This is a genomic window from Bradyrhizobium monzae, assembly GCF_021458635.1.
GTDB lineage: Bacteria > Pseudomonadota > Alphaproteobacteria > Rhizobiales > Xanthobacteraceae > Bradyrhizobium.
This window is the reverse complement of the sequence record NZ_JAIRDQ010000016.1, coordinates 50,942-77,690: the sequence shown is the minus strand read 5'-3', so window position 1 is coordinate 77,690 and position 26,749 is coordinate 50,942. Positions and strand designations below refer to the sequence as shown.

The 26,749-nt window shown below is 64.7% G+C and carries 17 protein-coding genes; 6 read left to right on the top strand and 11 right to left on the bottom strand.

The annotated features are described in order from the left end of the window. Positions 1-159 precede the first annotated feature (159 nt). The 6 genes from K3F49_RS36870 to K3F49_RS36845 all read right to left on the bottom strand — a co-directional run bounded on the left by K3F49_RS36870 (position 160) and on the right by K3F49_RS36845 (position 6,891). Positions 160-855: an ABC transporter ATP-binding protein gene (locus K3F49_RS36870; RefSeq protein WP_234685767.1), complete on the bottom strand. Its 696-nt coding sequence runs from the start codon at positions 853-855 to the stop codon at positions 160-162. After that, positions 855-1,625 carry an ABC transporter ATP-binding protein gene (locus tag K3F49_RS36865; RefSeq protein ID WP_234685766.1) on the bottom strand — a complete coding sequence of 257 codons (771 nt, stop codon included), beginning with the start codon at positions 1,623-1,625 and terminating at the stop codon, positions 855-857. The genes K3F49_RS36870 and K3F49_RS36865 overlap by 1 nt, the downstream gene beginning before the upstream one ends. Before the next feature lie 17 nt (positions 1,626-1,642). Beyond that, a complete protein-coding gene (locus K3F49_RS36860; RefSeq protein ID WP_234685765.1) occupies positions 1,643-2,935 on the bottom strand; it encodes a branched-chain amino acid ABC transporter permease in 1,293 nt (430 codons plus the stop codon). Further along, complete coding sequence (locus tag K3F49_RS36855) at positions 2,932-3,879, bottom strand: branched-chain amino acid ABC transporter permease (RefSeq protein WP_234685764.1); 948 nt, start codon at positions 3,877-3,879, stop codon at positions 2,932-2,934. The genes K3F49_RS36860 and K3F49_RS36855 overlap by 4 nt, the downstream gene beginning before the upstream one ends. Positions 3,880-3,985: 106 nt before the next feature. Continuing rightward, on the bottom strand, positions 3,986-5,218 hold the full coding sequence (locus tag K3F49_RS36850) for a branched-chain amino acid ABC transporter substrate-binding protein (protein ID WP_234685763.1): 1,233 nt from the start codon (positions 5,216-5,218) through the stop codon (positions 3,986-3,988). A gap of 236 nt (positions 5,219-5,454) precedes the next feature. Then, positions 5,455-6,891 carry a lipopolysaccharide biosynthesis protein gene (locus tag K3F49_RS36845; protein WP_234685762.1) on the bottom strand — a complete coding sequence of 479 codons (1,437 nt, stop codon included), beginning with the start codon at positions 6,889-6,891 and terminating at the stop codon, positions 5,455-5,457. A gap of 260 nt (positions 6,892-7,151) precedes the next feature. On the opposite strand from K3F49_RS36845, the gene K3F49_RS36840 reads away from it, so the two are divergent. Beyond that, on the top strand, positions 7,152-8,240 hold the full coding sequence (locus K3F49_RS36840; protein WP_234685761.1) for a glycosyltransferase family 1 protein: 1,089 nt from the start codon (positions 7,152-7,154) through the stop codon (positions 8,238-8,240). Between the two features lie 99 nt (positions 8,241-8,339). Next, entirely contained in the window at positions 8,340-9,407 is a 1,068-nt protein-coding gene (locus K3F49_RS36835; RefSeq protein ID WP_234685760.1) for an endo-1,4-beta-xylanase, read from the top strand. An 18-nt stretch (positions 9,408-9,425) separates the two neighbouring features. On the opposite strand, the gene K3F49_RS36830 is transcribed toward K3F49_RS36835, so the two are convergent. Next, on the bottom strand, positions 9,426-10,217 hold the full coding sequence (locus K3F49_RS36830; RefSeq protein ID WP_234685759.1) for a protein-L-isoaspartate O-methyltransferase family protein: 792 nt from the start codon (positions 10,215-10,217) through the stop codon (positions 9,426-9,428). Further along, entirely contained in the window at positions 10,214-13,678 is a 3,465-nt protein-coding gene (locus tag K3F49_RS36825) for an ATP-binding protein (RefSeq protein WP_234685758.1), read from the bottom strand. Before K3F49_RS36825 ends, K3F49_RS36830 begins: the two co-directional genes overlap by 4 nt. A 134-nt stretch (positions 13,679-13,812) precedes the next feature. Here K3F49_RS36825 and K3F49_RS36820 point away from each other — a divergent pair, with 134 nt between their 5' ends. From K3F49_RS36820 to K3F49_RS36805, 4 genes are all read left to right on the top strand, one after another. Then, positions 13,813-20,250 carry a non-ribosomal peptide synthetase gene (locus tag K3F49_RS36820; protein ID WP_234685757.1) on the top strand — a complete coding sequence of 2,146 codons (6,438 nt, stop codon included), beginning with the start codon at positions 13,813-13,815 and terminating at the stop codon, positions 20,248-20,250. Positions 20,251-20,395: 145 nt separating this feature from the next. Then, complete coding sequence (locus K3F49_RS36815; protein ID WP_234685756.1) at positions 20,396-20,560, top strand: hypothetical protein; 165 nt, start codon at positions 20,396-20,398, stop codon at positions 20,558-20,560. Positions 20,561-20,788: 228 nt separating this feature from the next. Further along, on the top strand, positions 20,789-21,520 hold the full coding sequence (locus K3F49_RS36810) for a 4'-phosphopantetheinyl transferase family protein (RefSeq protein ID WP_234685755.1): 732 nt from the start codon (positions 20,789-20,791) through the stop codon (positions 21,518-21,520). Next, complete coding sequence (locus K3F49_RS36805; RefSeq protein ID WP_234685754.1) at positions 21,517-22,497, top strand: LLM class flavin-dependent oxidoreductase; 981 nt, start codon at positions 21,517-21,519, stop codon at positions 22,495-22,497. The genes K3F49_RS36810 and K3F49_RS36805 overlap by 4 nt, the downstream gene beginning before the upstream one ends. 60 nt (positions 22,498-22,557) lie before the next feature. Here K3F49_RS36805 and K3F49_RS36800 read toward each other — a convergent pair whose 3' ends face one another. The 3 genes from K3F49_RS36800 to K3F49_RS36790 all read right to left on the bottom strand — a co-directional run bounded on the left by K3F49_RS36800 (position 22,558) and on the right by K3F49_RS36790 (position 26,689). Beyond that, positions 22,558-23,583 (bottom strand): histone deacetylase family protein, encoded by a 1,026-nt coding sequence (locus K3F49_RS36800; protein WP_166349762.1) that lies wholly within the window; start codon positions 23,581-23,583, stop codon positions 22,558-22,560. Between the two features lie 132 nt (positions 23,584-23,715). After that, positions 23,716-24,657, bottom strand: coding sequence for an SMP-30/gluconolactonase/LRE family protein (locus K3F49_RS36795; protein WP_234685753.1), 942 nt, complete (start codon positions 24,655-24,657; stop codon positions 23,716-23,718). After that, entirely contained in the window at positions 24,614-26,689 is a 2,076-nt protein-coding gene (locus tag K3F49_RS36790) for a PQQ-dependent sugar dehydrogenase (protein WP_452101156.1), read from the bottom strand. The genes K3F49_RS36795 and K3F49_RS36790 overlap by 44 nt, the downstream gene beginning before the upstream one ends. Positions 26,690-26,749 lie beyond the last annotated feature (60 nt).

The window sequence follows — 26,749 nt, the reverse complement described above, 5'->3', positions numbered from 1 at the left end:
CGACGCGCGGGCCCGCAAGGCCGCGGTCAACGTCCTCCACTTCTGTTCTCGGTTATCATCGGCCGCATCGCTCGCGATGTCGGCGGCGGGGACGATACCTTGATTATCAGACGTGAGATGTAGCTTAGAATTCAGATGCGTATGCGCAGGCCGCAGCCGTCAGACCTCGAGCCATTCCTGCCGTACGGCGGCATTGGCCTTGAGCTCGTCCGGCGTGCCTTCGAACACCACGCGGCCATGGCCCATGATGTAGACGCGCTTCGAGATGCGCATCGCGATCGACAGTTTCTGCTCGACAAGGAGGATGGCGACGCCGGCTTGCGCGATCCGCGCGATGAGATCGCCGACCTGCTGGACGATCAACGGCGCGAGGCCTTCGGTCGGCTCGTCGATCATGATCAGATCGGGATCGCCCATCAGCGTGCGGCATGTCGTGAGCATCTGCTTCTCACCGCCGGACAACACGCCCGCGGCCGTATCGGCGCGCGCGGCGAGATTGGGGAACATGTCGAGCATGTCCTGGAGCCGCCATTTGCCGGGACGGCGCGTGTCCTTGATGCCAAGCAGGAGGTTCTGGCGCACCGTCAGGCTCGGAAAGATGTCGCGATGCTCGGGCACATAGCCGAGGCCGAGGTGTGCGATCTTGTAGCTGGGCAGGCCGGCGATGTCCTTGCCCTTGAAGCGAATCGTGCCTTGCGGGGCGACCTCGCCCATGATCGCCTTGACCGTGGTGGAGCGGCCGACGCCGTTACGCCCGAGCAGGCTCACGACCTCGCCGGCGCCGACGTCGAGATCGACGCCCTGGAGGATGTGGCTCTTGCCGTAATAGGCGTGGAGATCCCTGACCTCGAGCATCAGTGTGCTTCCTCGCCGAGATAGGCTTCCTTGACCTTCGGATCGCGCCGGATCTCTTCCGGCGTGCCCGAGGCGATGATGTGGCCGTAAACCAGGACCGAGATGCGATCGGCGAGGCCGAACACGACGCTCATGTCGTGCTCGACGATCACGAGCGTCTTGCCCTCGGTCAACCGCCGGATCAGCGCCACGGCGCGCTCGGTCTCGGCGTTGCTCATGCCCGCGGTCGGCTCGTCCAGCATGACGACCGTGGCGCCGCTCGCGATGGTGATGCCGATCTCGAGCTCGCGCTGCTCGGCATAGGTCAAGAGACCCGCCGGCACGTCGCGCCGATGCGTCAGATGAATGTCGTCGAGGATCTGCGCCGTGCGCGCGCGCACCTCGGGCAGGCTGTCGACGTTCTTCCAGAACGCGTAGCGATGTCCCGTCGCCCACAGCACGGCGCAGCGCACGTTCTCCCAGACCGTCATGCGCGCGAACACGTTGGTGACCTGGAACGAGCGCGACAGGCCGCGGCGGTTGATCTCGAACGGCCGCAAGCCGGAAATCCGATCGCCATTCAGCTTCACCTCGCCCGAGGTCGGCGCGATGTGGCCGCTGATCAGGTTGAACGTGGTGGATTTCCCGGCGCCGTTCGGGCCGATGACGGCGTGACGTTCACCCTTGGCGACGCTGAGATTGAGGTCGCGGATGATGCCGACATTGCCAAAGCGCTTCTCGACGGCGCGGACTTCGATGGCTGCGCTCTTTTCAGATACCGCCCCACTCATGCCAGATACCGCTCCGCTCATGCCAGATACCCCCGGTCACGCGCAACCGTGGCCGCCCGGTCCCATGCCTCCGCGATGCGCTGCCAGGTCAGCCGCGCGACGAACCCGCCGCCGACGACGAGAACCGCGGCTGCGATCCATGTCACCGGCGATGTCGGATTGAAGGCAATCCCGAACAGATTGATCGGATCACCGCCCGAGAATCGCGCGACAGTCTCGATGGTCAGGATAACGCCGCAAGCCAGCGCGACCGTCGGCACGATCGCGAGAAGATAGGACGGGATCACCGTCCACAGCGTCCCGGCGCGGATCAGCGGCCGATGCATCATCAAGAGGCCGGCAATGCCGCCCGGCGCATACATCACGATGCCGATGAAGATGATGCCGAAATAGAGCTGCCAGGCGGTGGTGAGGTTGGTCAGCCCGAGCTGGAGATAAGTGACCAGGATCGCGCCGAGGATCGGGCCGAAGAAATAAGCGGTGCCGCCGATGAAGGTCGAGAACAGCACGAGACCGGACTGGATCGCGCCGAGATAGGCGGAGTTCGCGATCTCGAAATTGATCGCGGCCAGCCCCCCGGCGATGCCGGCGAAGAAGCCGGCAAAGCAGAACGCGATGTAACGAACGACGTGCGGATCGTAGCCGATGAACTGGACGCGTTCCGGATTGTCGCGGACCGCATTGCAGATCCGCCCGAGCGGCGTGCGCGTCAGCGCGTACATCGCGATCGCCGACAGCACCAGCCAGAAGGCGATGAGATAATAGACTTGAAGCTGCGGCCCGAACGACCAGCCGAGCAGTTTCGGCAGCGCAGTGCGGTCCGTGGTGATGCCGGACTCGCCGCCGAACACCGAGCGCAGGATCAGCGACGAGGACGCCACCAATTCGCCGATGCCGAGCGAGATCATCGCAAACACCGTGCCGGCGCGCTTGGTCATGACCCAGCCGATGATCATCGCAAACACGAGGCCGCCTAGCCCGCCGAACAGCGGAATGAACGGCAGCGGAATCGGCCAGCCATGCGACACCACGGCATTCATCATGTGGCAGGCGGCGAAGCCGCCGAGGCCGTAATGCACGGCGTGGCCGAACGACAGCAGCCCGGTCTGGCCGAGCAGGATGTTGTAGGACAGCGCGAACACGATCGCGATGCCGATCAGGCTGAACGACGTGAGCGAGCCGCCCGAGGAGAAGATCATCGGCAGCACGATCAGCACGAAGATGCCGATCAGCCAGATGCCGTAGAAGCGCAGGCTCCCGCCGACCGAATCTGCCGCCACCTTGGAGGTCGAAGTCGTCGCCGTAGTCATGATTCGCGCGTCCCCATCAGGCCCATGGGGCGTACGATCAGAATGATCACCAGCAGAAGGTATGGAACGATCGGCGCGACCTGCGCGATCGTGACATTCCAGACGTCGGTGAGAACCGACGGTCCCGCCGACGGATCGAGCGGTCCGAAGGCGCTCGCCAGCGAGCCATCGAGCGCCACCGCGAACGTCTGCACCAGTCCGATGACGAGCGAGGCGATGAAGGCGCCAGGCAAGGAGCCGAGGCCGCCGAACACGATGACCACGAACAGGATAGGTCCAAGCGAGGCGGCCATGTCGGACTGGGTCACCAAAGCGGGACCTGCAATGACGCCGGCAAGGGCGGCGAGCGCGCTGCCGACCCCGAACACGGCCATGAAGACGCGCCCGACATTATGGCCGAGATGCCCGACCATGTGCGGATGCGTCAGCGCCGCCTGAACGACGAGGCCGACGCGGGTGCGTTTCAGCACGATCAGGAGCGCCACGAAAATGATGACCGACACGGCCAGCATGAAGATCTTGTAGGCAGGATAGTTGGTCGAGAAGATCGTGAAGGCCGGGAAGTCGAGCAGTGCCGGCACGCGGTAGTCGAGCGGGCTCTTGCCCCAGATCATCGAGACGATCTCTTCGATCGCAAACGCCAAGCCAAACGTCAGCAGCAGCTCGGCGACATGGCCGTGCTTGTGGGTGTTGCGCAGGCCGTAGCGCTCCACCGCCATGCCGATCGCGCCGACCAGAAGCGGCGCCAGCACCAGCGCCGGCCAGAAGCCGATCCACTTGGTGAGCTGGAAACCGAAGAAGGCGCCGAGCATGTAGAAGCTGGCATGGGCGAAGTTGAGCACGCCCATCATGCTGAAGATGACGGTCAGGCCGCTCGACAGCAGGAAGAGCAGCATGCCAAACAGCACACCGTTCAGGGTCGAAATGACAATGAGTTCAAGCACAGCGCACTCATGGTTATCCGGGGCCTGATGGCCCCGGCGAACATCGCCCAGTCAAGAATCGCGTCCCGCGACCCATGACGGCCGCGGGCAGCGACAGGCTTCGTGATTACGGCCGTACCATCTTGCAGGTCGTGGAGACCATGGCCTGCGGCGTGTCGATCTTCGAGACCAGATGCCAGCCCCAACCGGTGCTCTCCTCGTCGAACGGCTCGCTCTCGGTCAGCTTGCCGAAAGAGGAGATGTAGATCGGCTGCAAGAACTGATGATCGTCCTTGCGCATGACGCCCTGGCCGCCGTCGAGAACCTCGAACTTCAGGTCCTCGAGCGCCGCCGCCACCTTCACGGGGTCGATCGAATTGGCCTTCTCGGCCGCCGCCTTGAACATGCGCATCTCGTTGACCGCACGCGGATACCACAGCGACAGATTGACCTTGGCGCGGAACGCCTTCTCGTAGTCCATCGCAGCCTTGTTGCCGGAATTCGCAAAGCCTTCGGTGATCTGGAAGACCTGATGATCCAGACCGGTCTGCTTGACGGCAGTGGGACCGCCGGCACCGCCGGCATAATAAGTGTACCAGTTGACCTTCAGTCCGGCATCCGCCGCGGCCTTGAGCAGCAGCGCGAAATCCTGGCCCCAATTGCCGGTGACGACGCTGTCGGCGCCGGACGCCTTGATCTTGGCGATGTAGGGCGAGAAGTCCGTGACCTTGAGCAGCGGATGCAGCTCGTCGCCGACGATCTGGATGTCAGGGCGCTTCGCGCCCAGCATCTTGCGCGCATCGGTGCGGACGGACTGACCGAACGAATAGTCCTGGTTGATCAGGTACACCTTCTTGATGGAGGCGGTGTCCTTCATGTAGTTCGTGAGCGCTTCCATCTTGATGTCGGAGCTCGCATCCCAGCGAAAATGCCAATAGCTGCACTTCTCGTTGGTCAGGCTCGGATCGACGGCGGCGTAGTTGAAGTACAGCACTTCCTTGCCGGGATTGCGCGAATTGTTCTTGGTGACAAAGTCCGACAGCGCCGCGCCGACGGACGAGCCATTGCCCTGGGTGATGTAGTGAACCCCGGCGTCGATCGCCTTCTGGGCCTGCACCAGGCTCTCCTGCGGATTGGTCTTGTTGTCGAGCGGGACGATCTCGATCTTGTGGCCGAGGATGCCGCCCTTGGCGTTGAGCTCGTCGGCCAGATACTGGAATGTCTTCAAACCACCCTCGCCGACGCTGGCGCCGCCGCCGGAGAGCGGATCGATGTAGCCGATCTTCAGTGCATCCTCGGCCGACGCGGCATGACCGAGCATCGGGGCAATCACGGCAATGGCCAAAGTGAGCTTGCGCATTATGTGTTTCCTCGCTGGCTATCGACTTTAGTCGATTGGCTTTTTGCGCATGTTGCAGCGCAATTTCAGAGCCCTAATGAGCAGAACGAACTTTGAATTTCAAGCGCAACAGGACATGGCTCGAGCCGCCGCTATGAAATGTGATGCGGCTGTCTCGTCCGCAGCATTCCGCGGCAAGGAATAGAACGCAAGGGGGAACTTGTGCGCAGCAGAACGAGGCTGGCCTCGTGAGGCGGTCAGACGCCGATCGCCTTGCGGTTGAACGTCCGCAGGAGGCGCAGCGACAGCGTCCGCACATTCGCGACATTCAGCAGCCAGGCTGCGGCAACATAAGCGAGACCGCCGGCGAGACTGACAACGATCAGGGCCACGAGACCGGTGCCGTCGACTTGCGAGCGCGCAACGAGAATCGCTGCCGCCATCGCCGCGGCCGACGTAGCGACACCGGCGAGCCGGTGGACATCGAACGGCATGGGATGGGCACGGTGCATCAGCATGACGGCGACGACGAAGCCGAGCACCTCGGTTGCGAGCGTCGCCAGCGCCGCGCCATAGATGCCGTAGCCCGCGACCAGCGCGACCATCAGCACCACGCTCGCGACCAGGGTAAGGAACGACTGTGCCGCCAGCATGAAGGGCCGCTCGGCGAGCTGGAAGCTGAGCTGGACGTAGAATTGATTGGCGATGCCGAAGAAGCGGGCGAGCACCAGCGTCGGCAGCAGCGCGGAAACGCCGGCGCGAAAATCGACACCGACGAGCGTACCCGCGACCTGGTCCGCCGCGAGCGCAAGCCAGACCGCGACGGGCGCGACGACGACGAGCAGCAGTTCGAGGCTCTCGGTCAGACGCTCCCGCGTCGTGTCGTTGTTCTTCTCCGACAGCGAGCGGAACACCAGCGGCACGGTGGCCGCGGCAACGCTGCCGGCGATCATGACCATGAACTGGCGCGGCAGATCGGCGGCGACGCCGAAAATGCCGGCGGAATCCTTGCCGAGCAGCCAGGCGACGATGAGCCGATCGCTGGCCGAGTAGATCGCAACCGAGAGCCCGGCCAACGTCAACGGCAGACCGTAGCGCGCGAGCTGCATGAACTGGCTGCGCGAAAAGCCCGCGATCTTGGTACGATCGCCGACGAGATTGAGAACGATGCCGGTAAGCGAGCCGAGGCCAAACGCCGCGAGCAGTGCGATGCCACCCCAGCCGAGCCAGATCCCCAGCAGGCCATAGCCGACGCTCGACACGCTGCGCACAATCGAGATCGCCGCGAAGCGATAGGGCCGCAGCTTGGCGCGCTCGAACTCCTGGCCGACATCGACCGCATTCGCCATGATCGCGACGAACATGCCGGCCAGCACCAGCTCGACACTGACGTCGCTGCGGAACAGGAACACCAACGGGGTCGCGGCGCACATGGCGACGACCGTGAGCGCAAAGGCGACCATCGCCGTACCGCGGAAATCCACCTCTCCCGACATCGCCTGATAGCGCGACACCGACAACTTGATCCAGACGAAGAAGATCGCGCCCAGAATGCCGGCGATGCTCATGCCGACGACATAGACGCCATACTCCGCCGGCGTCAGCAGCCGCGTGTAGGCGGTGACCGCGAAGAAGCCCACCGCCGCGGGGAGGATATGGGCGACGAGATAGATGGAGAAATGGCGATTCAGCATGCGTGCACGGGATTGGCGGCCTTGAAACCGAGTGGCCGTTAATCAGTTGGACCTTGGCGTGGTGGTTCGACTGCGTCGCAGCATCGCCGAAGAGTGTCACATAAATCTGCAAATCGGACCGCGAATGGGGCGGGCGAGCGGGTTTCGCGCGTTAGCGTTAAATTTGCCCTCTGCTTGAACGGGCCGCCGCGATCACCGAAAAGAAACCATGAATCCAAGACGTCGCCCGGACGTTTGGTTAATGCGTGGACGTGACTAAGATGGACGTTGTCGAACGTATAAGGGCAAACCCGGCCTCCCTGCCCCATGGCGGGACGGACGCGCCCCTGGTCCCGGCTCCCCCTGCGGACGGGGGCGAGCGGATGACGCTCAATTTGTTCTTCGAGGAGCGTGACGACCGCTGGTTTCCGGGCGACCGCCACGTCCGGCCGCTGGTGCGGCGGATGCTGCTCGGAAAATCCTGGATCAGCGGTCAGCGGCGCGTGTTCCTCAATCTCTGCGCCGGCCTCGACCGGGTCGGCATCCCTTACCGCGTCAACGATTACGGCCACATCCGCAAGCACAAGGAAGAACTCGCCTGCATCATCGGGCGCCCGTTCGTGCTCGACTGGTTCGCATGGAAGAACCCGCTTTTGCTCGGCGTCGTCATGTACAACCATCCGATTGAAGTGCCCGAGCGTCTCCAGGATCTGCACGAGAAGACCATCCTGGTGCCCTGCAACTGGTATGCGGAGATGTGCCGGCCGTACTGGCCGCACATCGAGGTCTGGCCGGTCGGCATCGAAACCGATTTGTGGATGGAGACCGCCGCCGAGCAGAAGAGCGTCGATGTTCTGCTCTATGACAAGGTGCGCTGGCAGCACGATCGCTACGCGAGCGAGCTGATCGAGCCGATCCGCAAGCACCTCGAAGCGAGCGGCCGATCGGTCGAAGTGATCCGCTACGGCCATTACAAGGAAGATGACTACAAGGCTGCTCTGGCGCGCTGCCGCAGCATGGTGTTCCTGTGCGAGCACGAGAGCCAGGGCATCGCCTGCCAGCAGGCCCTGTCGAGCGGCGTGCCCGTGTTCGCGTGGAATCGCGGCGGGCCGTGGCAGGATCCGCAGTATTTTCCGGACAAGGTCAGATACGAAGGCGGCGTATCCTCGGTGCCCTATTTCGACGCACGTTGCGGCAGCACGTTCATCGACGCGAACGGCTTCGTCTGCGGCTGGAGCGACTTCTGGTCGCAGGTTATCGCGGGCGACTTCGCACCTCGCGATTATGTGATGGACAACCTGACGCTCGAAAAAGGCGCGCTTCACTATTACGAGATCGCTGAAGCGGCGATGCTGCGTCAGGCGCGCTGACAAGACATTCGCGAAAGTTAACCCAACAACAGGAAACCGCGGCGTCGCGAGGCGCCGCTTGGTACATTGGCGCCTTGGTTCCAAAGGGACGGCCGCCACGTGACGAAGCTCGACAGACGCGAATTTCTCCTCGGCAGCGCCGTAACGCTCGCGGCGAGCGCATCGGCGTCAGCACTTCCGGTGTCGAAACTTGCGCAGCGCCGTCCGGGCTATGGCGCCGCCGCCACGCTCTGGGACCTGCAGGCTGATCCGCGGGTCGGCGAAGCCATCAGCACATATTGTACGCAGGTGGTGCCGGTGCTCGAACTGAAATGGCCGATGCTGCGGCCAGACCCGCACACTTTCGCCTTCGAGCGTGCCGACGCCATCTATGATTTCGCGCAAAGGAACGACCTGACCATGCGCGGCCACACGCTCGCCTGGTATCACGACATTCCGGACTGGACCAAGCAGATCAAGGATTCGAAAGGCGTCGAGCGCGCCTACGTCGATCACATCAACACCGTCGTGTCCTATTACAAGGACAAGCTCACCTCGTGGGACGTCGTCAACGAGCCTATCCCTGACAATCCCAAGGGCGTCACCGACCGGCGCGACACGTTCTGGAGGCAGCATCTCGGCGATCGCTGGATTCCGCTCGCCTTCCGCACCGCGGCCGCGGCCGATCCCTACGTCAAGCTCGCGATCAACGAATACGATATCGAGTCGGCGAAGGACTCGTTCATCGCCAAGCGCGCCGCCTACCGTAACCTCATCATGAGTCTGCTCGACCAGGGCGTGCCGCTGCACGCGGTCGGACTGCAATCGCATCTGCATGCCGAGCTCGAAATCGACACCCATGGGCTCGCGGAATTCGTCACCGAACTCCGCGCATGGGGCCTCGAAGTCTACGTCACCGAGCTCGACGTCGACGATCAGAAGCTGACGGGAAGTCCTTCAGAGCGCGATGCCATCGTCGCCAAGCGTGTCAACGACCTGCTGACGGCGATCGCGACCAGCGGGCCGGTGCGCTCGATCCTGACCTGGGGCATTTCCGATCGTTACAGCTGGATCAACGGCATGGTTACCCGCCCGGACAAGCAGTCGAACCGCCCACTGCCGCTCGACGGTGCGTTCAAGCCGAAGCCGTTCATGGACGTCATCAGCAAGTTCACGAAGGACGTATGAGGGCTGGAGCGGCGAGCCCTAATCCGACGGCAGCCCCTGCGCGATGCCGCGAAAGCGCAACGGCGCGAGCGACGAAGCGCGCTGCCACCAATCGGCGACGCGATCGTCGAGCACCGTCATCCCGCGGCCCTGGCCGGGGAAAATCCGGATCTGCTGCACGGCCTCGGCCTCGAATCCCTTGCCCTTGCGCGTGATCTTGAGGGCAGCACCTTCGCGGTCCCGCTGCGTCAGCGGCACCAGCAGGCGGCCGCGCGGGCGAAGCGATTGAAGCCAGAGCGGATGCGGATGCGAGAAGCCGGCATGCACGATGATGACGTCGGCCGGCTCGCTGATCTCTCTGCAGCCGTCGCCGTTGATGATTTCGACATTCCGATAGGCACGAAGATGGGCCGCAGCACGCACCGCGAGCCGCTCGTCGCATTCGATCGCCTGCACTCTGCCCTTCGGGCCTACGATCTCCGACAGAACCGCCGAGAAATAGCCGAGCCCGCAACCGATCTGGACCACGCGGTTCTTCTCTCCGACGTCGAGCAAATCAATGAAATGCGCCCACAGGCTCGGCAGTCCGGTGTCGAGCCTGCGGCGTGCGTCGATCGCAACCAGCACATTGTCGTAAAGATGAACGGGGTTGGCGTCGGGCGTCAGGCGATAGCTGCGCGCCGCTTCGCTCTTGATGCGCCAGGGCCCCTTCGCCAGAAAATTTTCACGCGGCACCGCCGCGAGCGCTGCAAGCAGGCGCGGCGAGGAGAGGCGTTCCCGCTTCGCAATCAGCTCGACGTAACGCGCGCGGGCGGCAGGCAGATCGCTCATTTCACTTGGATCGGCCTGCCGCCCGACGGGGTGTCCCCGCCGATCTCATGCACGAGCTGCATGGCCAGCTTCAGATCCGGCGTCAAAAATCCCTCGTTGAACTTGCCGACGATCGGCACGAGCAACAGATTGGCGTGTTCGCGCTTGCCGGCTTCGTGCGACAGCCGTGCGAGGCTGACGGCCGTTCTGAGCTCCCAGGACAGCGCGCCCTGCTTGCGCGCCGTCTCCAGCGACAGCTCGAACAGATCCTCAGCCTCCTGCACCGAGGCCGGATTGCCGTCCGACAAGGTGATCTCGCCCTGCAGGCGATAGACCTCGGCGAGGTAGGAGTGATCGCCGGTCCGTCTTGCGGTCGCAAGCGCACCGTCCAGCGCGCGCAAGGCAGCGTCGCGCATGCCGACCTTGGCATAGGCCTCCGCCAGCAGGCAGCGGAACCAGCAGCCGGCGAGCCAGGAATCCATCGCCTCGTACTCGTCGAGGCCGAACCGCATCTGGCTGATGCCCTCGTCGGCCTCGCCGAGCTGCGCCAGCGCCCAGCCGCGCAGGATCGTGGCCTGCTGCTTCCAGTGCAGGAAATTGTGCTCGGTAGCGATGATCATGGCGCGGTTGGCATGATCTCGCGTGCCCTCGATATCGCGGAGATGCTGGCAGAGATAGGCACCGAACACCAACGCGAAGGCGAGCGAGAAAGGATGGCGGATCTTCTCCGCATGCAGGATCGCCTGCTCGCTGTGTTGGCGCGCCGCGTCGGGCTGGCCGAGGAACCAGAGGAGGTAGCCGAGATAGGACAGCGAGACGACGCCGGGATCGGTGCCGTGCCGCTCCATCAGGTCGGAGTGCAAATCGGGGCTGTAGAGGTTGATGCAACGGTGCAGATGATGCTGCGCGGCGGCGAAGCGCCCGCGATAGAGCATGGTCATCGCGATCGAGCGGTGCGCCTCGATCAGATAGCCAGTCTGCTGCGCCGGCTGCGCCTGCTCGTTGAGCCGCTCGCGCTTGGCGAATTTCAGCAATTCGACGCTGAGATCGTGCGCGCGGGTGAGATCGGCGCGAATGAAATGACACACCCAGAGCCCACGCGTGGCGGCAAAGGCCTTTTCGTCGTCGTCGAGCTGCTGGCCGAGTTCGAGGGCGCGGATGTAGTTCTCCTCGACCTCCTGCACCGCGTAGCCCTTGGCGGCTATCAGCGCGTTGCCTAGCGCGATCCGCAGCTCGAGCTCCATCTCGTCGGCGCCCTGCATGCGGGCATTGGCCTGCACGACGCTCAAGCCCCGGCGCAAATGGCCGATCGCCTCGAGATTGGCGCCGCTCTTGGCCGCCTGCTTGCCGGCCTTGAGCCAGAAGCTCGCCGCGCCTTCGCTCTGGCCGGACTCGGTGAGATGGTGGGCCAGCAGCTCCGGCTCGCGCTCGGTCTTCTCCGGATACATCTCGGCGAGCACCTGCGCGATGCTCGCATGAAGCTTGCGCCGCTCGCTGTGCAACAGGCTGGCATGCGCCGCGTTCTGGATCATCACGTGCTTGAAGGAATAGAGCGCGTCCGGCGGATGGCCGCGCCGAATGATCAGGCCCGCCTCCTCCAGATGGGTCAGCGCCGCCTCGATTTGCTCCGCCGGCGTGTTGGCGACCGCATGCAGGGTCTCATAGGAGAATTCGCGACCGATCGTAGCGCCGATCTGCGCGATCCGCTTGAACGGCCCCATCCGGTCGAGACGTGCCATCAGCGAGTCCGTCAGCGTCGCCGGGATCGCCAGTTGCCGCCACGGGCCAGACAGCACGTAGCGGCCATGCCGCTCGGTCAGGAGGTCGGATTCGAGAACCGTCTTGGTCAGCTCCTCCAGGAACAACGGCACACCGTCGGTCTTGACGATGATCTCCTCGATGACCTCCTTGGGCAGCTCGCGGCCGGCGACGCGCTCGACCAGCGTCGCGCGCAACGGCCGGCTGAGCCGGTTGAGCACGAGGGTGGTGACGTGCGAATGCGCGTTCCAGCTCGGCTGGAATTCGGAGCGCGCGGTGATGATGGCCAGGATCGGCCGGTTCTGCACCCGGTCGACCAGGAGGTCGACCACCTCACGCGAGGTCGGATCGATCCAGTGCAGATCCTCAAAAGCCATCACCAGCGGCATCTCCCGCGCGAGGCCCAGAAAGTGATTGACCAGCGCCGCAACGGTCGCGTCTTTCTGCTGCTGCGGCGACAGGTCGAGCGGCGGATAGCGCTCGCCGGTCGGAAGCGACAGCAGCGCGGCAAACAGCGGCGCGACCTGCTCGATTTCGCCGTGGGCGGCGGCAATCGCATTCTCCAGGCTCGCCAGCGACAGCGCGGACACATCCTCGCGATCGAGGCCGAGGGAAAACTTGAGCTGCTCGACGAACGGATAGAAAGCGGTGGAGATGTAATAGGGCGAGCACTGGAACGAGACCTGTCCGTGCCGGTCACCTGCGATCCGCTCGAAAATCTCCTGGATGATGCGCGACTTGCCGATGCCGGGCTCGCCGAACTTGACGACGACCTGGCCGTCGCCCTCCTTGATCTGCTGCCAGCGCCCCATCAACAGCGCGATCTCCTCCTCACGGTTGACGAGCGGGGTCAGCCGCGTGCCCATGGCGGCCGCAAAGCGGGTCTCCACCCGCGTGGCGCGCACGACGTGCCAGGCCTGGGTCTTCTCCGAGATGCCCTTCAGCGCGTGGGCGCCGAGATTGCGGTAGTCGAACTTCCCCTTCAACAATGACTGCGTCGAGGTGGAGATCACTACGCCGTTTGGCGGCGCCAGCGCCTGCAGCCGCGCGGCCAGATTGACGGTCTCGCCGACCGCGGAATCGCGCTCTTCGGTGCCCTGGCCGACGAGGTCGCCGACCACCACGAGGCCGGTCGCGATCCCGATGCGGACGGCAGGCGCGTGGCTGAGCGCGCCGCGCGGCTCGATCGCGCGCGCCGTCGAAAGCACCCGCACGATCTCGAGCCCGGCGCGCACCGAACGCTCGGCGTCGTCCTCATGCGCGGTCGGGTAGCCGAAATAAACCAGAATGCCGTCGCCGACGAAGCGGGCGGCAAAGCCTTCGTAATGCTTGACCACCCGCACGCAGGTCTCACGGAAGCTCGCGATCATGTCGCGCACGTCTTCCGGATCGAATTGGGCGGAGAGCGCGGTGGAATCGACCATGTCGCAGAACATGGTGGTGAGCTGGCGCCGCTCGGCGCCGGCCTCGGTGCGGGTCGGCGGATGCGCCGGCTCGACCGGTGCCTCCGCCGTCTCGGCCTGGAACAGCGATGCGGTCGCCCGCTGCAGCCGCTTGCGATCGCCGAGCGGCAATCCGAGCTCGGCGAGATCAGCCTCGGTCAGGTCTCCCATGACGTCGAGATCGAGGCGGTGTTGCGCGAACAGATCGGTGTAGTGGCCGAGACCAATGCCTTCTAGCCAACGCTTCAACCCGACTTCCGTCCCCGGCTCTTTCTCCAGCATGGTGATCCCGCCCAACACTCCCCCGCCGAAGGGCTTAAGGTCCCTCAACCACAGATTTTGGGGCCAAAACTTCACCTCAGACTGGACGCGTTCCCTAACTCTTGGGAAGAATAGCCCAATCAGATCAAAAGGGAATGGCGTTGTCGGAGATTGCATCCGGGGCGGGAGAGGGATCGGTAGACGCGGGCGCCGAAACCAATGCGTTTGCCCATATCGGCGGCCTACTCGCCTTCCACGCGCGAACGATGCCGGCCGCGCCCGCTCTGCTCGCCCCCGGCCGACCGCCGCTGACTTATGGCGCGCTCGGCGCTGGGATCGCGCATCTCGTCCAAACGCTGCGCGAGCTCGGCATTGCACCTGTCGACCGCATGGCTGTTGCACTGCCGCGCGGTGCCGACAGCGCGCTGGCCCTCATCGCGGTCGCATCGAGCTGTGCCTGCGTCCCCGTCAACCCGGACCTGACGGCGGATGAACTGCAGCGGTATTTCAGCGAGATGAAGCTGACGGCGCTGGTCACTCGGGCCGATATGAACTCACCAAGTCGTGACGTCGCCAGGGCGCTCGATATCGCGGTGATCGACTTCGTGCCCGGACCGGAGACGGATCTCGGCGGCTGTGAATTCATCGGCCCGACGATCGGCCCAGCGAACACGAGTGGCGCCGCGGGTGCGGAGGACGATGCCTTCATCCTGCTGACGTCAGGCACGGCGGCGCGGCCGAAAATGGTGCCGCTGACGCATCGCAATGTCTGCCTCTCCGCGCAAAATGCCGGCCGCGTGCTGTCGCTCACATCGCAGGATCGCCTGCTGAATGCCCTGCCGCTGTTTCACGCGCATGGCCTGATCTCCGGCCTCCTGACCGCGCTGGCTGCGGGCTCCAGCGTAATCGTGACCGGCGGTTTCGACGCGCCGTCCTTCTTCGGCTGGGTGCGGGATCTGCGGCCGACCTGGTACACGGCGGTGCCGACCATTCATCGCGCGCTGCTGACGGCCGCGGAAGCCAATCCGGAGCGCGCCCGCGCGTCATCGCTGCGCGTGATCCGCTCGGCCTCGTCCTCGCTTGCGCCCGCGATCCTCAACGGGCTGGAGACGATGTTCGGCGTGCCCGTGCTGGAAACCTACGGCATGACTGAAGCGGCCTCGCAGATTGCCGCCAATCCGTTCGAGCTGCGCAAGATCGGATCGGTCGGCCGCGCCGCAGGTCCTGAGATCGCCATCATGGACGAGACCGGCCGCGCGCTTGCGAACGGCGAACGTGGCGAAATCATGCTGCGCGGACCGAACATGAGCCGCGGCTATTACAATGACGAGGCAGCGACGCAGGCCGCGTTTCGCGACGGCTGGTTCCGAACCGGCGATCTCGGCTATCTCGATGCCGACGGTTATCTCTTCATCGTCGGCCGCATCAAGGACGTCATCAACCGCGGCGGCCAGAAGGTGTCGCCGCTGGAGGTGGAAGAGGTGCTGCTGGCCCATCCGGCGGTGCTGGAAGCCGGTGTCTTTGCCATTCCTCACGCCAAGCTCGGCGAGAACGTCGCCGCTGTCGTTGTGCTCCGGGCAAATTCCGAGGCGACCTCCGACCAGCTGCGCCAGTTCGCGCGCAAACGCCTCGCCGCCTACAAGGTGCCGAGCCTGATCCGCAACGTGACGGCGCTGCCGAAGGGTGCCAGTGGCAAGGTCAAGCGCAACGCGCTGGCCGACCTGATTTCGGCAGCCCATGATGACGACGAGACGCAGCTGCCGCGCAACGCGATCGAGACCCAGCTCGCGGAGATCTGGGCCAATCTCTTGGAGCTTCCGAGAGTGGGCATCGATCAGGATGTCTTTGCGCTCGGCGCGGACTCGCTCGCGGTCACGCAGATGCGCTCGCGCCTGCGCGAGCGCTTCAACGTCGACTTCTCGTTCGAGGACATCTTTGATTGCGCCACGGTCGGCGCTCTTGCGGCCCGGCTCGAGACCACAGCCCACCGCGATGCGACGCTGCCGGCATGGCGCCCCGAGGCCTTTGAAGGGGACGCGCCGCTGTCGTTCCAGCAGCAGCGGATGTATGTGCTCTCTCGGCTCGATCCGACGCGCTACAATTATAACGTGGTCGAGGTCGCGCTGCTCAAGGGGCAAGTCGATATCGCTGCGCTCCAGGCGAGCCTCGCTGCGATCTGCGCGCGCCATGAAGCGCTGCGCTCGGTCTTCGTCGAACGCGAGGGCGAGCCGGTGCAGCGCGCGCTCGAGGCGCCGCCGCGGTTCGAACGGATCAAGCTGAGACCCTGTCCTTCGCACCGGCAGGCTGCCGTCGTCCGGCGCGAAGCGCTCGAGCTTGCGCAATATCCGTTCGATCTCGCCCGCGAGCCGCCGCTGAAGGTCACGCTGTTCTCGTTCGACAAATCCAGCCATGCGCTGGTCGTCAACGTGCATCACCTCGTCACCGACGGCTGGTCACAGCGGCTGCTCTGGGAGGCGCTCGCAGCCGGATATTCCGCCGCACGCAGGGGAAGTGTGACGGCGCTGCCCCCGCCCGGCTTCCAATATCGCGACTTTGCGCGCTGGCAGCAAAGCTGGGCGCAGACCCCGGCAGCCAAGGAGCAGCTCGAGTATTGGCGAACGCAGCTTGACGGCGTCACCACGCTACCGCTGCGGACCGACCGTCCGCGGCCAGAGATCTGGAGCGGTCAAGGCGCCCGTCACTATTTCGAGTTCTCCAAGGCGCTTTCGGCGGACATTCGCGCGCTGAGCCAGGACCAGGGCGTGACGCCGTTCATGGCGCTGCTCGCGGTATTCCAGTGCCTGCTGTTCCGCCATACCGGGCATGAGGATGTCGCGACGGGGTCGCTGATCGCCAATCGCAACCAGATCGAAAGCGAGAGGCTGATCGGACTGTTTGCCAATACGCTGATCCTGCGCAACGATTTCGGCGGCGATCCAACCTTCGGCGAGATGCTGCGCCGGGCGCGCCAGGTCACGCTCGATGCCTATCGCAACCAGGACCTTCCGATCGAGGAAGTCCTGCGCGCATTGCAGATTGCGCGAAGGAGCGACGGCAATCCGCTGTTTCGGATCATGTTCATTCTCCAGAACGCATCGATCGAGGCGGCGCACTTCCCCGGCCTGTCGACGCGCCGGCTGGAGATCGACCCAAAAGTCGCGCGCTTCGACATCACGCTCGAGCTGGTCGATGCCGAGGGCCGCTTCACCGGCTTCTTCGAATACGCCACCGATCTGTTCGATGCGGTCACGATCGAAGGTATGGCGGATCAATTCAAGACCCTCCTCAAGGCGGTCATCGCCAATCCCGAGCAGCGCATCTCGCGTCTGCCGCTGCTCACCGACGCCGAGCGCCGGCGGCTGCCGACGAAAGGCCGGCCGGCCAATTTCGCGACGCGCGGCAATCTCTGCGAACGCTTCGAGCGGCAGGCGAAGAAGACGCCGAATGCCGTGGCGATATCCGACGGACGTCTGTCCCTGAGCTATCGCGAGCTGGCGCGCCGCAGCCAGGCGATCGCGCGCTGGCTTGCCCGCGAGGGCGTCGGCGCGGAGACGGTCGTCGCACTGCTTGCCTATCGCGGGCCCGACCTGCTCGCGGCGATGATCGCGGTGCAGCGCGCGGGCGCGGCCTTCCTGAACCTCGATCCCGAGCAGCCACCGGCGAGACTCGCAACCATCCTCGGATCAAGCTGCGCGACCGTGCTGCTGACGGGACGTGCGCAGTCCGCCATGGTTGAGGCGGTGCTCGAGCCGCTGGTCGCGCCCATCCAGGTCGCCGGGCTCGAGGACGCAATCGCGCTGGCATCGACCAAGCCCGCCCGCGCGGCGCCGCGCGCAAGCGCGAGCCTCGCCTATCTTATCTATACGTCCGGCTCTTCCGGCGCGCCGAAGGGCGTCATGATCGAGCAGCGCGGGCTGTCGAACCATCTGGCGTCACTGATCGCCGAACTCGGCCTCACGAGCAAGGACGTGATCGCGCAGACCGCACCGCAGAGCTTTGTGATCTCGGTCTGGCAGTTCCTCGCCGCTCCCATGGTTGGCGCACGCGTCCATGTCTGCAGCAATTCGGTCGTGCAGGACCCGATGCTGCTGGCGCGGGAGATCGAACGCGAGGGCATCACGGTGCTCGAGATCGTCCCCTCGCTGCTCCGCGTGATCCTCGAACGCCTCGACGAGGCCCCGATGCTGCGCGCCTTTGCGAAGCTGCGGCTGCTGATCTCGACGGGCGAGCCGCTCCCGGTCGAGCTCTGCCGCGCCTGGTTCGCTCGCTGCCCGAAGGTGCCGCTGATCAACGCCTACGGCGCCTCGGAATGTTCTGATGACGTGTCCCTGCACCGGCTGAGCAGGGCGCCGGACACGGCGACGACCAATGTCCCGGTCGGCGCGCCGTTGCCCAATACCGAGCTGTATGTGCTCGATGCAAATCTGGAGCCGCAGCCGATCGGCGTGGTCGGCGAGCTCTGCATCGGCGGCGCCGGCGTCGGCCGCGGCTATACCAACGATCCCGCCCAGAGCCGCCAGCGCTTCATCCCCGATCCGTTCGCACGCCGGCAAGGCGCGCGGCTGTACCGCACCGGCGACCTCGCCCGCCGCCGCGCCGACGGGACGATCGAATGTCTCGGCCGCGCCGACCTTCAGGTCAAGGTCCGCGGCTATCGCATCGAGCTCAAGGAGATCGAGGCTGCGCTTGGCGACCACGCGAGCGTCCGCGCCGGCATCGTCGAGCCGCGTCGCGACGCCAACGGCGATGTCAGACTGATCGCCCATGTCGTTGCCAAATCCGGCAGCCAGATCAGCGCCAGCGAGTTGCGCGACTTCCTCAAGAGCCGGCTGCCTGTTCATGCGATCCCGTCGGCCTTCCTGTTCCTGGATCAGATTCCGCTCAATGCCCATGGCAAGCTCGATCGCTCCGCCGTGCTGGCGCCTGCGCAACAGGAGACCGCCGGGACGGAAGCCGCCGTGCCGGCCCGCCGCTTCACCGAGAAGGTGCTGTCCGACATCTGGATCGATCTGCTCAAGGTCGAGAGCCTGGGCGTCACCGACAATTTCTTCGACCTCGGCGGCCATTCGCTGCTGGCGGGCCAGGCGATGGCGCGCGTGGCCCGTGCGCTCGGGGTCTCGCTGCCGATCAAGACCATCTTCGAGGCGCCGACGATCGAAGAGCTCGCCCGGCGGGTCGACGAGGCCGTGGCCACGAAACCGCAAAAGCCCGCGGCCGGCGTGCCACGCCTGGCCGATCGCGGACCGCCCACGCTGTCGATTGCGCAGGACCAGATGATGCGGATCGAGCAGAACCTGCCCGATCTGCCGCTGTTCAACCTGCCCTTCGCTTTCCACCTCGAAGGCCCGATCGATCCGCGCATGCTGGCGCAGGCCATCGACGACATCGCCCGCCGCCACGAATCGTTACGCACGGCGTTCGCGTGGAACGGCGAGGAGCCGGTCAGCCGCATCATCGCGCCCGCCGCGCTCGGTCCGGTCCTGACCGTCGAGGCCATCGGCGACGGGCGGCCCCACAACAACAAGCGCCGCAAAGCACTCGAATTGAGGAAGATCGAGCTCCTGATCGCCCAGGAGACCTACACGCCGGTCGACGCCGCCCGAGCGCCGTTGCTACGGGCGCGGCTGCTGCGGCTGCATGCCGAGGATCACATCCTGCTGCTGACGCTGCACCATGCCGCCGCCGATGGCTGGTCGATCGGCGTGCTGTTCGACGAACTGTCCAACCGCTACGCCGCGCTGGCAGGCCATGCCTCGGCACCCCTGCCAAAGATGCCGCTCGCGTTCTCCGACGTCGCACGCTGGCAGCGCTGGTGGTGCGGCACCGAGGCGGCACGCCGCCAGGCCGCCGACTGGACCGAGACTTTGCGCGGTTCAGCGCCCCTGTTTGACGGCGAAGCACGGCCGGGCGCGTCGACCGGCCATCATCCGCTCAGCCTGGAGCGCGACCTGGTCGTTCGGCTCACGGCCTATGCGCGCCAGCACAACGCCACGCTGTTCATGTGTCTGCTCACCGGCCTCAAGGCCCTGCTGCTGGCGCGGACCGGACGCACGGACATCTCGGTCGCCACTGCCATGGCCAACCGCGCCCAGCCGGATACCGAGGGGATCGTGGGTCCGTTCGAGAACACGGTGATCGTCCGCAGCCGAATCACGCCGGATCTGTCGTTCACGCAGGCCTTGGGCCGCGTACGCCAAAGCGTGCTCGAAGCGCATGGCCGGCAGGAGCTGCCGTTCAACATTCTGGCCGACCATCTGGAGCAGGAGGGCATCGATCCGGCTCCGCTGCTCCAAGTCTATTTCACTCTGCAAAATCCGCTGCGCCAGCCGCTCGACCTGCCCAATGTTGCGGTGCGATCGATCGGCAACGTCGCGCGCGAGGGCCAGCCGGTGCTGCCGGTCGACCAGACCTGGCTATCGTTGATGCTGAAGGAGCGACCGACCGGGATCACAGGTTCGTGCAATTACAAGAGCGAGCTGTTCGACGGCGCCATGGTCGGCACGTGGATGGAGGATCTCGTTGCGCTTCTGGGGGCCGCCATTACCCAGCCCAATACGCCGCTCGAACGATTGCTCGCCCGCCGGGCGGCATGACCGGCTGTTAGCCCGCGCCGAACGTGGGTTCACTCGCCAGAGCTGTGAATGATCAAGTTGCATCTTGATTCTTTGGTGCACGCCGCGCAAGATTGTCCTGCATTTTTGATTTGGACGATTATTTTCAACCGGGGGAGTGCTTATTATGGGTTTCATCAAATTTACCAAGGGTACCTCGCTGAGCGACAAGGACCGCAAGTCCCTGCAAAAGCTTCTCACCGGCGAGAAGAAGAAGCTCCAGTCGGCCCTGAAGGACGTCGACGCCAGCCTTTCGATGCTGGGCGGCAAAAAGGCCAAGAAGAAAAAGTAAGACTTGTCGGTCGGGACGCCGCACGAATCTTCAATTTTATTTCCAAATTTTGGCCGCTCGCCTGTCGAGTTGGGGTCTCGCACAAGCTTGCGCCTGTAAACCGGCCAGCAATCGACAAGAATTTGCCTGGGTGGGCCGCTAGAAGCGGCGCACTTAGTTGATTCCTGCTCCGTTGATTCTTCGGTCAGGGCCGGATTTGGCCTCCGCCTGACGTTATGGGCCCAATTGATGGCAGACGACGAAATTGAACTGTTTGTCGGATTGATCGAGAGCATCGACACGCCGGGCGCGGTCGAGACGTGCCTGCGGCTGCTCTCGGTCGACGAACGGATACGCGCCGATCGCTTCATGTTCGAGCGGCATCAGCGGCAATATATCTTCGCGCACGCGATGTTGCGCCTGGCACTCTCGCATGCGGCCCCCGAGGTCGAACCGACCGACTGGACGTTTTCGGCCGGTCGCTACGGGCGACCCTTTGTCGCGGCGCCTGCGACTTCGACGGCGCTGCATTTCAGCCTGTCCCATGCCGACGGCTGCGTGGCTTGCGTCGTGTCGAAGCACGAGACCGTCGGTGTCGACGTCGAGACGGTGTCGCGGCGCGTCGCGCCGTTTTCCACCGCGCTGCGCTTCTTTGCGCCGGAAGAGGTCGAGACCCTGCGCGGACTGCCGGAGCCGGTCGCGATCGAGCGCTTCTTCGACTATTGGACGCTGAAGGAAGCCTATCTGAAAGCCAGGGGTTTTGGGCTCAACCTGCCGCTCGATGCATTCGCAATGCAGGTGTCGCGGGAGGCGATCGAGATCAGCTTCAAGCCCGATATTTCCGACGATCCCGCAGGCTGGCGCTTCTCGCTGTGCTCGCCGTCACCCTCGCATCGCCTGGCGATCGCCGACGGCTCCCGTGCGGCCGGCGGCCTTCGCATCACCCGCAACGCCTGGCCGCTCCAGGAAGCGGCGGAATGATCCCGGCGCGGCTGCGCGTCTTTCCCGCGATTTCGCGCAACCGCGATCCCCAAAAATATGCCGGCGAGCTGATGCGGGTGGCGGGGTTCGCCGACCGCAACGGCTTCGAAGGCATTCTGCTGTTCGAAGGCAATGACGTCTTCGTCGAGCCATGGGCGATGGCCCAGCACATCATCGCGGCAACGACGCGGTCCTCGCCGCTGATCGCCGTCAATCCCGTCTACATGCACCCGTTCACGGCGGCGAAGTTCGTGTCGTCCCTTGCGCAGCTCTACGGCCGCAAAGTCTATCTCAACATGATCACGGGGACCGCGGTCAGCGATCTGCAGGGGCTGGGCGACGAGCAGTCGCATGCCGACCGCTATGTCCGGCTCGGCGAGTTCGTCGCGCTGATGCGCCAGTTGCTCGCGAGCCCGAGGCCGGTGAACGCCGACGGCCGATTCTATCGCGCCGGCAATTTGCAACTCCGGCCACGCCTGCCGGCCGAGTTGATGCCGGAATTTTTGATCGCGGGGCAATCGGATGCGGCGCAACGTGTCGCGGCGGAGACGGGCTGCATCAAGATGCAGATGCTGCCACCCGATCTCGATCGCGGTCTCAACGCCCCCGGAATGAATTTTGGCATCTTTGCACGCGCGAGCAGCGAGGACGCGCGGCAGGCGGCGAAGGCCCGATTTCACGACAACCCCGACGATCGCGAACTGCTCGCGCTCACGGTGGCGAACTCCGATTCCGTCTGGAAGCGGCGACTGTATGAGGGCCAGAGCGGCGAGCTCGCGGACAACGGCTATTGGCTGCTGCCGTACCTCACCTTCCAGGCTGACTGCCCGTATCTCGTCGGCAGCTATGCCGAGATCGGCGCGAAGCTGAAGGAATTTGCCGCGCAGGGCCTGACCACGATCATGCTCGACATGGTCGCGGACGAGACCGAGATGCAGCACGTTTGCAGCGCGCTGAAGGCGAGCGGACTGTTTTAGTACGATGACGCCGACCTGGTCATGCCGTCGCCACAGCAATGACGGAGAATGACGGCTACCTCACCGCGCCTCTTCGAACCCCGCCAGCACTGACGTCAGGTTCGCACCCAAAATATCCGAGAGATAGCCGCCCTCCTGCACGAATACGGTCGGCAGGCCCAGCTTCGCAATGGCCTGGCCGATGCGGCGGAAGCCGGGTGTGGTGACGGCGAGGCCCTTCAACGGATCGTGCTCGGAGGCGTCGAGGCCGAGCGCGATCACGAGCGCGCCGGGTGCAAAGGATTCGATCGCCCTGCGCGCGACGTCCATGGCCTGGATGTAGCCGTCATCGCCGGTGCCGATCGCCAGCGGAATGTTGAGGTTAGCGCCGAGGCCGGGCCCTTCGCCGCGCTCATGCGCATAGCCCCACACGTAGGGATAGTACGCAATCGGATCGGCGTGGATCGAGACCGTGTAGACATCCGGCCGCGCGTAGAAGATGCCTTGCGTGCCGTTGCCGTGGTGGACATCGACGTCGAGAATGACGACGCGCTCATGTTTAAGGCGCAGGTGGGCCGCGGCAATCGCGCTGTTGTTGAGGAAGCAGAAGCCGCCGGCCATGTCGCGATAGGCGTGATGACCGGGCGGGCGGCACAGCGCGTAGGTCGCATCCTCGCCATCCATCACCATCTGCGCCGCGGTGACCGCGACATCCGTCGCTGCGCAGGCCGCAGCCCAAGTGCCGGGACCGATCGGCGCTGCGGTGTCGGCGGTGTGCCAGCCGAGCTTGCCGACGATGTGGGTGGGATAAGTCGCGGCATGGCGCACGGGATGGATGTTGCCGATCATCTCCGGGCCGGAATCACCGAGCGCCGTCCAGGCATCCCAGGCTTCGCTCAGGAACGACAGATATTCCGGGCTGTGAATGCGCGCGCGCGGGCCCTGGCCGAATGTCGTCGGCTCGACCAGTTGATGCTTGCCGTCTTTCAAGCCCTTGAGCAGGCGGTCTGCGCGCTCGGGCTGCTCGGTGGTGCGCTTGACGACGCCGCGGACCAGGAAGAATTGCGGATCGTGGCTGCGGTGCAGTTCGGTATGGACGGCTTTCACTCAAACACTCCGTGCTCATCATCAGTGCCACGGAGCTTTTTTTGATCCCTGCGGCCGCCAGAAGCAAGCAAGAAGAATGCCGCCGTTGTCGCGCTGCTCTGCGCAGGAAGCAGATCGTCTTTTGAGGTGAGTTCAGCAGCGCCCGCGCTGCAGACAGTGCTCGCGGCCCTGCTGGTCGGTACGGAAGGATTCGATGAAGCCGCCCTGACGCTGGGTGACGAAGACAGTCTTGCCGTCGCTGCCGCCGAAAGCGAGATTGGTTGGCTCTCTGCCCTTCAGCGCGATCTCGCGCTCGACCGCGCCACTCGGCTTCATCAGCGCGATCGTTCCCTTGAGAATGCGCGCGACATAGAGGCGGCCGGTGACGTCGGTGCGCAGGCCGTCGATGGTGTCGGGCTGGAAGGCTTTGATGAGCTTTGCGTCGGCAAGCTCATTGCCGCGGATGGCATAGGACCAGACCTGGCCGTTGCTGGATTCACCGACATAGAGCGTCTTGCCGTCGGGGCTGAGATCGATGCCGTTCGTGGTACCCATCGCGCGCGGCGCCGACATGACCTGCCCCTGCACCGTGCCATCGGCGGCTTTCGCAATGCGCCAGATGTGGCCTTCCCGGCCCTTCCAGTTCGGATCGCTCGCGTAGATCGTGCCGTCGCGGGCAACGGTGATGTCGTTGGGCTGGTTCATCTCGTCAGAGTGAAACCAGACCGCTGGCTCGCTGCCGCCTTTCGGGATCGCAAAAATGTTGTGCTTCTTGTAGTCGGCGATGAACATCGTGCTGTTGCGATCGAAGCGGATGGCGTTGCCGACACTGCCCTCGGGGAGCGCTGTAAAGGCTTCCGACGCTGCACCACCCGCGGGCAATCGGCCGATGGTGCCGGGCTTGCCGAAATTGACGACGAAGAGGTTGCCGTCGAGATCGGCGGCAGGTCCTTCGATGCCGAACGTATATTCGCTGGCGGGCGTCACCTGCACGCTTTCGAACAACTTCGTCTCGGCTGCGACGAGCGGCGTCGCGACAACGAGCAGGATGCTACTGCACAGGCACCAGAAATTCTTGCCGGATGTAATAGCCATCGTCGTCGCTGCACTCGCCATTCAAATGAGGATCGGCCGGCCGGAAGAATCGGCTGAAGCCCGGTTTGTCTACAGCGTTCCTTTGTGTCACGACAACGACCTTGGCGGCCGGTATTTCGCCGCATTCCTTGTTCGCCTTGCTGAAAAACTTGCGCTGCGGCAGGCCTGGCTTGACGCGCATCGGCGTCCCCGGAACCATCCTGGCAACGAGCAGATCCGCAGTCGTGAGCAGAGCCGCATAACCGGGCTCGGTCTTCGGCAGGCTCTCGCCGCCCGGCGGCATCAGCTTCTCCCCGCCGATGCCACGCAGCCGCGTGCGCAGCTTGCCGGACTGCGGATCGCCCGGATAGATCCAGCCGTCCTGCGACAGCATGAAACGCAGCACGGTCGCGTCCTTGTCGGCATCCGACTGCCCCGCCTTCAGACCGAAATCGGAGTGACAGCCGATGCAGTGCTTTTCGACAAGGTTTTTGCGCAGCGTGGTGAGCCGGGTCTTGTTTTGCGCGTCCCTGGCGACGAAGGCAGCAAGTTGGTCGATCAGCGCCTGGCTGCGCGTGTCGCATGGCAGCGGCGGCGGTGCATCGCCCGCAGCGCGATCGATGCGGATGACGGTCTGGTTCTTGTCCTCGACCAGCCAGATCGCACCGTCCTCGGCGACCGTCATGCCGACCGGCGAGCCTTGCGGCCGCGCACCATTGACGCGGTGCCAGCCGGCGATCAACTCCTCGAACGGCGCGGCGGCGACGTCTCCGACGTCGGTCTGAAAATTGTGGGTCGGATCGGCCGCACAACTCACGTGGTAGCGCACCGGCGCGGGGGCGGGTTTCGGAAAACCGTGGTCGTCGACGTCGTAGATCAGAACGCGACTGCCGGTCGGGCGATAACCGTGCAGGCCGACCAGCAGCTTGCCTTCGAGCTCCGGAAATTTAGAGCCGTGATAATACAGCATTGCAAGCGGCGCGCCGTGTGGCGGCATCAGCGAGAACGGCTGCTTGTAAAGCGCGTTGCTCGTGCAGAGCGTCTTGTAGATTCCGGCTTGCAGCACGAGCTTGAATTCCGGGCTCGGCGTCGACAGGTCGTAACAATAGGGCCAGCCATAATGCCTGCCTTGCTCGATCGCGTTGATCTCCTCGTTCGGCTTGAAGATGTCGGGTAGATCGCGACCGTTCTCGCCTTGCAGGAACGCGTAGCCGGCATCGGGAAAGTTCGGGTGCAACACCAGCGCCATCGAATTGCGCAGGCCCCGCGCGTAGATCGTATGTGGCGGGTCGGTATCGCCAGGCTTCAACGCCGGAAAAACGCCACCTGACGGTGGCGTGAACAGCCAGATCGCGGCCATGGCGGACGCACTTTCAGCCGGCGCGCAAGGCCTCCTGATCGGTGCCGGCGTGATGCAGTCGTCGCTGTGGGCGCCGACATTGACGAACAACCGACCGTTGCGATCGAACACGAACTGCTTGAGCGGGTGCGCGCTCTCCTCGAGCCTGGTGCCGTCGGGCAGCGTGATGCGGCGGCCCGGCATATGACGAATGATGGTCTCGACCGTGCCGCGCGGATTGTCCGCGAGCGGATCGAAGCGGAAGATTGTCTCGGCGGTCGAGGCGTAGAGCTTCTTGTCCGGGCCGATCACGAGGCCGAACGGATATTCGACCCCGGTCAGGAGCTCCTTGAACCGCTGGCCGCCGGCCGCGTGGGGATCGAGCAGCAGCAGCCGGCCATCGGCGTGGCCCCAGCCGCCCATGTCGGCAACCACGAACAGGTCGTGGCCGGGCAGCTGGATGATCGACCGCGGAAATTTCAGCTGATCCTCTTCGCTGGCGACGAGGCCGGCGCAAAAGCCGGCCTTCATGTCGATCTGGACCTTGGGAAAGGCGAGATCGCCGCTGCCGCAGGTCTCCGTTCCCACCGCGTAGCCGCTTTTCCTCACAGAATCGGATGCGGCCAGTGAACCGAAGCCGAGCAAGACCGCCGCGAAGGCGACGACACCCACGCACAAGCTTCGGCGTCCAGCCTGAAATGTGAGCTGATTCACAGCCGTCTCCCGGACTTTCGGTCGAAGCTTGTTCCATGCCCGCTAGGCGCCGTCCAGTTG

Excerpts from the sequence above, each read along its gene's own strand:
- K3F49_RS36870 (WP_234685767.1), bottom strand. The coding sequence starts at position 855 with ATGCTCGAGGTCAGGGATCTCCACGCCTATTACGGCAAGAGCCACATC.
- K3F49_RS36865 (WP_234685766.1), bottom strand. The coding sequence starts at position 1,625 with ATGAGTGGGGCGGTATCTGAAAAGAGCGCAGCCATCGAAGTCCGCGCC.
- K3F49_RS36860 (WP_234685765.1), bottom strand. The coding sequence starts at position 2,935 with ATGACTACGGCGACGACTTCGACCTCCAAGGTGGCGGCAGATTCGGTC.
- K3F49_RS36850 (WP_234685763.1), bottom strand. The coding sequence starts at position 5,218 with ATGCGCAAGCTCACTTTGGCCATTGCCGTGATTGCCCCGATGCTCGGT.
- K3F49_RS36845 (WP_234685762.1), bottom strand. The coding sequence starts at position 6,891 with ATGCTGAATCGCCATTTCTCCATCTATCTCGTCGCCCATATCCTCCCC.
- K3F49_RS36840 (WP_234685761.1), top strand. The coding sequence starts at position 7,152 with ATGGACGTTGTCGAACGTATAAGGGCAAACCCGGCCTCCCTGCCCCAT.
- K3F49_RS36830 (WP_234685759.1), bottom strand. The coding sequence starts at position 10,217 with ATGAGCGATCTGCCTGCCGCCCGCGCGCGTTACGTCGAGCTGATTGCG.
- K3F49_RS36825 (WP_234685758.1), bottom strand. The coding sequence starts at position 13,678 with ATGCTGGAGAAAGAGCCGGGGACGGAAGTCGGGTTGAAGCGTTGGCTA.
- K3F49_RS36820 (WP_234685757.1), top strand. The coding sequence starts at position 13,813 with ATGGCGTTGTCGGAGATTGCATCCGGGGCGGGAGAGGGATCGGTAGAC.
- K3F49_RS36815 (WP_234685756.1), top strand. The coding sequence starts at position 20,396 with ATGGGTTTCATCAAATTTACCAAGGGTACCTCGCTGAGCGACAAGGAC.
- K3F49_RS36810 (WP_234685755.1), top strand. The coding sequence starts at position 20,789 with ATGGCAGACGACGAAATTGAACTGTTTGTCGGATTGATCGAGAGCATC.
- K3F49_RS36805 (WP_234685754.1), top strand. The coding sequence starts at position 21,517 with ATGATCCCGGCGCGGCTGCGCGTCTTTCCCGCGATTTCGCGCAACCGC.
- K3F49_RS36795 (WP_234685753.1), bottom strand. The coding sequence starts at position 24,657 with ATGGCTATTACATCCGGCAAGAATTTCTGGTGCCTGTGCAGTAGCATC.